This is a genomic window from Steroidobacter sp. (assembly GCF_016790065.1).
In the GTDB taxonomy this organism is placed as follows: Bacteria; Pseudomonadota; Gammaproteobacteria; order Steroidobacterales; family Steroidobacteraceae; genus Steroidobacter.
Window position 1 is genome coordinate 1 of record NZ_JAEUPY010000159.1, and the last position, 6,723, is coordinate 6,723.

Genomic DNA, 6,723 nt, shown 5'->3' on the forward strand with positions numbered 1-6,723 from the left:
CTTCTCGATAGTCGCGCCCGTAACCGATGCTGCCGCGATAGTTGCTGGCGAGGACCACGTAACCGGCCAGCACAGCGGAATGAATCCAGCGCGAATCATATTTGGAGACCCCAGGCAAAGTGATATCGCGTGGCCCTCCGTGTGCCCAAACCAACGCGGGACGTTTCACCGCGCGCTTCTGCTTGGGACGAAACAACAATCCGCGCGAAGCGAAGCCGTCCTCCGCAACCAACGTGACGATCTCCGGCTCTGAGATCGCCGCCGTGGGAAATTGCTCAGGGATAGTGTCGATGGCCTGCGCTTTCGCAGTTGCATCTTGCTGCAACGTCACCTGTCGCGGGGTTCGGCTAGTCTCGCCGATGAAAACAACGCGACCATCGGCAAGCGGTGCGGTCGGCGCATCCGGCGGCGCGCCTTCCCATATGAGCCGCGCCGGACGCTGCGAATCCACTCGATAGATGTCGAAGCGCTCGCGGCTACTGCCGTTCTGCTGATACACCAGCAATTTTCCGTTCGCGCTCACGGCCGCCGTGGACACTTCGCCGTCTCCCCGACTCACTGCCGTGGCTTTCCCACCTGCTACCGGCACACGATACAACTGCACCGAACCGCTGCGCTCCCAAGGAAAGATCAGCTCATCGTCGGCTGTGAACAGCAGGCTGGAAAAATTGTCCTCCGGCCCCATGCCGCTCGCGGTGTCTTGCTCCAACTCCACGAACACGCTCCCCACGCCAGGATCCGCAGTCCAGACGGTGCGCACCGTCCACGTCGCCGTGTCCGCTGCCAGAATCGACCAGGGAATGCCCGAGGAACGATCGGAGAAACGATACATCTGCACCGGCTCACGAGTTCGCACGAAGGCCAACCACCGCCCATCCGGCGACCACACGGGATTCGCATCACGATCGATGCTCGGAGCCAGATAGCGTATCGAGCGAGTCGCCAGATCGAATACGGCGACGAAACTGTGATCGTCGCGCTGGCTCACGAAAGCCAGTGAGCGCCTGTCCGGCGACCACGCCAGTGCTCCGACCCGACCGCGAATCGTGAATGCTCGTGACGTCGAACCATTCGCCACCTGCGCAAACCAAACCTCGCTGCCCGACGCATAAGCCAGCATGCGGCCATCCGTAGAGAAGGTCGGCGCATGCAATGCCGCTCCCGGCCCACCCGCGATGCGCATTGGCGCACCACCGTCACTCGCCATCATCCACAACACACGTTCCTGCGGATCAGCTGAGTCATGCGGGTTGTTGGTCTCGCCTTGCCGATTGGGCCAACCGCCGCGGATGTACGCCACGTGGCGCGCGTCGGGCGCAATTGTCAGCGACGACAGCGGCAAGCCATCGTCATCCGGATACTCAAGCAACACGCGCGGCTGCAACCCGACGCCATCCGCGATCCAAAGACTTCTTCGGCCTTCGAGCATGCGTGTCCAGGTCACCGCAGCGCCGTTTGAACTGGCTCGCAGCTGTCCCACCGCAGGCAGGTTTTTCAGATAGCGCTCATATGTCGCCTCAGCGTGTGTCGCACTCGTGTGTAGAACGCAGAGGACAACACCAAGCAGCAGCCGCAGCCCTGCCGACGAACGAATATCAGTCATGGACATCGCAAATCCGACGGCTGGTGCTGCAGTGGAGTAATGGAAGGAAAGAACACGAGCGCGTCGAACGACCGCGCCGGACGCAGCGGACTGTAGCCGGACGCCACATTGATATTGCGGACCGGAGCTTCGACATCGAACCCATCGAATGCGGCACTGTCTGCCGGCAGCCGCCGGAGATCGAGCAAATAACTGGACGAACTCACCTTGGCGAGCAGCGCGTCCATGCTGCCCGGCGCCGCGGCGCTCAGCGGGTGCAGACAATTGTCGAATCCTGGTAGATCGAGCCAGTGCCGCGTAGCACCGCCGCCGTGCGCTGTGCCGATGACGAACAACCGGTCCCCGAGAAGCTCTGCGGCATGCTCGCCGATCGAGGTGTAGAGCGGATTGGCGGGCGGGGCAAATTTTCGCCAACGGGTCACATGCATGTTATGCATGAACAAAAAAACCCGCCCCTGCGGCCCTTCACGCTCCAACGCCCAGCGCAGATTGTCGAAGGAAGCGATGTCACGACCGCCACCGCCGGTACGCAACTCCGTCTCCAACTGTCGCGCGACCACGGCAAGCCGATACGCACGCTGGTAGTCGAGTTGCGAGGTGCGCCGGGTCCAGATCACGTGCCATTGTTCGAAGCGCGTCAACAGATCCTGCAGATCGAGACTGATCCGGTCACGTTCCGCCTGCGACAGATGCCGGTAGGCCGCCGCGTTGAACGATTCTTTCCAACTCTCGAAGCGCGGTGAAAAATCCACGGCCATTTCCCGATCGACACGCTCCAAGTACTGCCCCAGTGCAGACAGGATCGGTGCGCCGTCGTAAGAAAAATCGCCCCGCGCCTCGAGTCCATAGAAGCGCAACTTCCGTCCTGTGCCTGCAGTAGCGTTGTAGTCGCGCATCCATTCGATCAGTTCGCGATTCTCCTGAAAGCTGCCGTATGACCACGACATGACGGCGCGGGCCTGCGGGTCTACCGGCAGCGGCTTGCCGAGCACGTAGTCATCCACTGCCAGCGACTGCAAGTAATCGCTCTCCACAGCGATGGCGGTAAAGCCCTGCTGCTGGACCAGGTATCGGAACAACTGATTGCGTAGCTGCAGAAACTCGTGCGCGTTGTGATTGGCCTCACCGAGTGCCACCACCGACACTCCCCGCAAACGTTCCGACAGCATCGAATAGTCCTGTGTCGGCTCCAAGCGCAGCGGCTGTGCTTCACGCTTCGCCCACGACAGCGCCGCGGTACTCGACCGCTCGAATGAAACGTCACGCACCCAACCGAACTGTGCCGTCAGCTTGAACCCATCGACCGAACCATCCGCGCCGCGCTGGAAATGCAAGACCCAGCGTTGCGGTATGGAATAGAACTCATCGGCGAGCAGCGGCTGCAGCGGGACGGTGGCAGCCAGCGACGGCTCCGCGCTCTCGTTCCGAACGATCAAGCCACCGTCGCGAACTGCGATGACATAGGCAGCACCGAGCTCGGCGCTGAAAAACCGACCCGTGAAAGCTTGCAACTCCATCGCCGTGGGACGAGCCGTCTGGATACGCTGAAACCGGCCGGAGCCGTACCGCCGTTCACCCAACTGCCGCAGCTCACGAGTTCGTGGGCCGCCGACGAATTCGATCTCCAAGCCGCCTTCGGCGCCGAAATGGGAATCGCCCAACGGGCTATACAAATAGGACAGCGCATCGCCGTCGACCCGCAGCCCATGGGCTTCGGACGTGACGATCATCGGCCAGCCCAGCTCGGATTCGCGATACACGCCAGCCAATGTGACGAGATTGGTTGCACGAGTAGCCGCTGCGGGCGATGGCTGACTCGGTGCTGGCGGTAGAAACAACGAAGCCAGTTGCATGACCAACGGTTGCGCATACACGCCGTTGTTACAGAAGCCGGCCACCGTCAAGCCCAGCTCAGGGAACAGCATGGAATGAGTTTTGAAGCCGTCGCCCGAGCCGCCGTGTCCCAAGGTTCGCCACCCTAGAAATTCGCCCGTGCGCAAACCGAAGGCGTAAGGCGTCGCCGAGCCGTCCGGCAATGGCGTCGACTGCTTCAACGAACGGATCAACGCAGGGCCACCGCGTAACGCATCCCCTTCCGAGAGCAAGTTAGCTGCCCATTGGTGGTAATCCGCCAGCGTCGTGACCAGCCCGCCATTGCCAATGCGCGCGAGCTGATCTCGCGTCTCGGTAGCGACCCAATGCCCATCCCGGCGCGAATAAGGGATTGCAGCCCCGACTTCGTCGAGCCCCTGCTGCAAATAATGACTTCGCTGCATCCCCAGCGGCGCGAAGATGCGAGAGCGTGCGTACTCCGCGAACGGCACACCGGCCGCGCGCTCGATGATCTCCGGGATCAACATGTAGCCCGTGTTCCCGTACAGGAACCGCGTGCCGGGAGCAAAGTTGAGATTCCTCTGCCGCGCCAACAACGCAATGATCTCGGACCGCTGTCGATAGTCGGACGGCTTTCCGGTCAGTTCGATGAGCACGCCATCGTCACGAAGCCCGGCCGTGTGATGCACCAACTGCCACAAGGTGACGGGCTGCCCATAGTCGGACAGCTCGGGAATATGCTTGCGCACGTCATCCTGTAACGACAGCAAGCCTTCGTCAGCAGCAATCGCCAACGTCGCGGCGGTGAACTGCTTGGACATCGAAGCCACGCCGAAGGCATGCGACGGCGTGAGCCGCTCTCGTTTCGCTAGATCTGCGAATCCGAAAGCGCCATCGAACAGGCGTTGCTGATCTCGATACACAGCGACCGCGCAGCCCGGCGCCTCGGGCTGCTCGTATTCCTTCAGCAGCGCCGCGGCTCGTCGGCCTGCTGCTGCGTAGTCCGCTTCATTGCCTCGAGATGCGGCGGGCTGCCCTGACAGCAGAGCGAACAAACCAAGCAGCCCGCAGCCCCCTGCAAGCATCGAGCGTCGCATGGCCGACGCTCACATGCGCAGAGTCAGGCGGGCCAAGTAGGTGCGCCCGGGCTCGCGAGTCACCAGTCCTAGAAAGTACAGGCCCGTGTAGATGCGCTCGTCGGTGACGTTGTTCACCAACAGATCCAGATTCAACGCATCGTTGAACGCATAGTGCGCCCCCAGATCGGCGCGCCAGCTGCTGGGAATGAGCACGCTGTTGCCTTGATCGCTGAAACGCTCGCCGGCATAGGAGACCGCCATGGACAGGCCGAGATCGCGCAACGCCGTCTGCGTGAAATCGTAACGACTGGCCAGCGACACCGTGTCGTGCGGCGAATTGGGCAACTCGTTGCCCAGCAAACCATCGTTGTTCTTGGTGACTTCGGTCTTCATGTGCGCGTAGCTGGCTTGCAGCGACCACTGCGGCAGCAGATAACCCTGCAACCCCAGCTCGACACCGCGCGAACGCACCGAACCGATCGCGATCGACTCACCGGGATGACTGGGATCGGCGGTGGAGATGTTGTCCTTCTCGATCTGGAACAAAGCCGCGGTGGCGGACAGACCCGAGCCGCCCAGATCGAAGCGACTGCCCAGTTCGTACTGCAACCCGGTCTCTGCCGGGAACGGCACGTTACCGAAGGAGCTGCCGCCCTGAGGCACGAAGGATTCGTTACGACTTGCGAACAGCGAGATGCGATCGGTCAACGCGTACAGCGCGCCGAGCTGCGGCACCCAAGCCGAATCAGTCAGCTTTGAAGTGTCGGAGTACACTGCCGTCTCTTTCAACTCCGAACGTCGCACGCCCAGAATCAAATTCAGCTTGTCGCCGAGCTGCATCCGGTCCTGCACGAATAGCGCATTGATGGTGGACTCGGTGACGCCTTGGCCAGCCGCGAAGTTAGCCGGCGTCGCGTTGAGCACGACCGTGCCGTACACGGGTGCATACGCGTCGATGGCGCCGATTCCCAGAAAGGCAGCGTTGCCCCGGAAGCGCGATTCACGCCGTTCCGCACCGAACACCAGTTTATGAACTACCGGTCCGGTACGCACCTCGCCTGAGACATCGATGTGAGCATCGTTGATGTTGTCCTTCTCGCCGTCGGTCTCCAGGAAGTTATATGCGAACAGTCCTCGGCGCAGCGTACGTCCATCCGCAGCGAAGCCGAACGCCAGCACGTCGGCATCGTGATAAGTGTTGCGGGTGTAGTTGTAGGCCAGGCGAACCTGCCAATCGTTGGCAAACGAATGCGTCAGCCGCGCATTGATGTCTTCGGACTCGCGATAGGAGCGCGCCGGAAAACCGCCAGGCTCGCCGGGATTGAATGACATCGGCAGCGGCCCCATCAGCGGGTTGGGCAACAACGTACCTTGCGACGGCACGCCGTAGTACGCACCGTTCGGCCGAGTGCTGCGACCCAAGACACCTTCGATCAACAGTTCGGTCCGATCCGTGAGATCGAAAGCGACGACAGGTGAAACGACATAGCTCTTCTCGCGATAATGATTCACGTAGGTTTGCGTGTCGCGCACCTCGCCGGTCAGTCGCGCACGCACCGAATCAGTCAACGGGCCGGTGACATCCAGCGTGTAGCGCTGGCTACCGTAGGAAGCGATTTCGGCGGAGGTTTCGGCACGAAACTGCGCCAGTGGCTTCTTGGTGACGATGTTGACCACAGCGCCGGGCTCCATCGCGCCGTAGAGCACTGAAGCGGGCCCCATCAGTACCTCGACCCGCTCCACGTTGATGGTGCCGCGCTGCTGGGCGAAGTTGTTGAAGCCGATGCCGTTGAGCGTAGAGCTCGCATCGAAGCCACGAATGGTGAAGCTGTCACCGAATACGGTCATGTCCGAAGCATTGCGGGCCGCAGTAGGCACGAAGCGCAGCACATCGCCGACGGTATCGATGTTGGTCATTTGCAGGAATTTTTCGTCGAACACCCGCACGCTCTGAGGAACCTCACGCACGGTATCGCGGTCGCTGCGCCCGTACACGGTGACCACGACCATGTCGGGTGATTCAACTTCGGCAGCGTGCGATGACGAATCGGCGGGCCGATCTGCAACACCCGAGCGTCGCGGTACGGCTGACTCGATCATCATCGCGCCGGTGGACTCATCGGTGCGCAGCTGCAAAGTGGTGCCCTGGAGCAGTTGCTCCACAGCCTCGCGCGTCGACAGTACGCCGCGGATGCCATTGGTGCGCAG

General features: G+C 61.7%; 3 protein-coding genes. All 3 read right to left on the reverse strand.

Annotation, left to right across the window (positions count from 1 at the left end):
* Positions 1–1,609: S9 family peptidase (locus JNL55_RS06700; protein WP_415923022.1), on the reverse strand; the 1,609-nt coding region annotated here is incomplete at its 3' end.
* Entirely contained in the window at positions 1,600–4,533 is a 2,934-nt protein-coding gene (locus tag JNL55_RS06705) for a serine hydrolase (protein ID WP_293851057.1), read from the reverse strand. The genes JNL55_RS06700 and JNL55_RS06705, both read right to left, overlap by 10 nt.
* A 9-nt stretch (positions 4,534–4,542) precedes the next feature.
* Positions 4,543–6,723 (reverse strand): TonB-dependent siderophore receptor (locus JNL55_RS06710; protein WP_293851060.1); only part of this gene is annotated, 2,181 nt, incomplete at its 5' end.

Coding starts and splice junctions, on each gene's coding strand:
- JNL55_RS06705 (WP_293851057.1), bottom strand. CDS start 4,533: ATGCGACGCTCGATGCTTGCAGGGGGCTGCGGGCTGCTTGGTTTGTTC.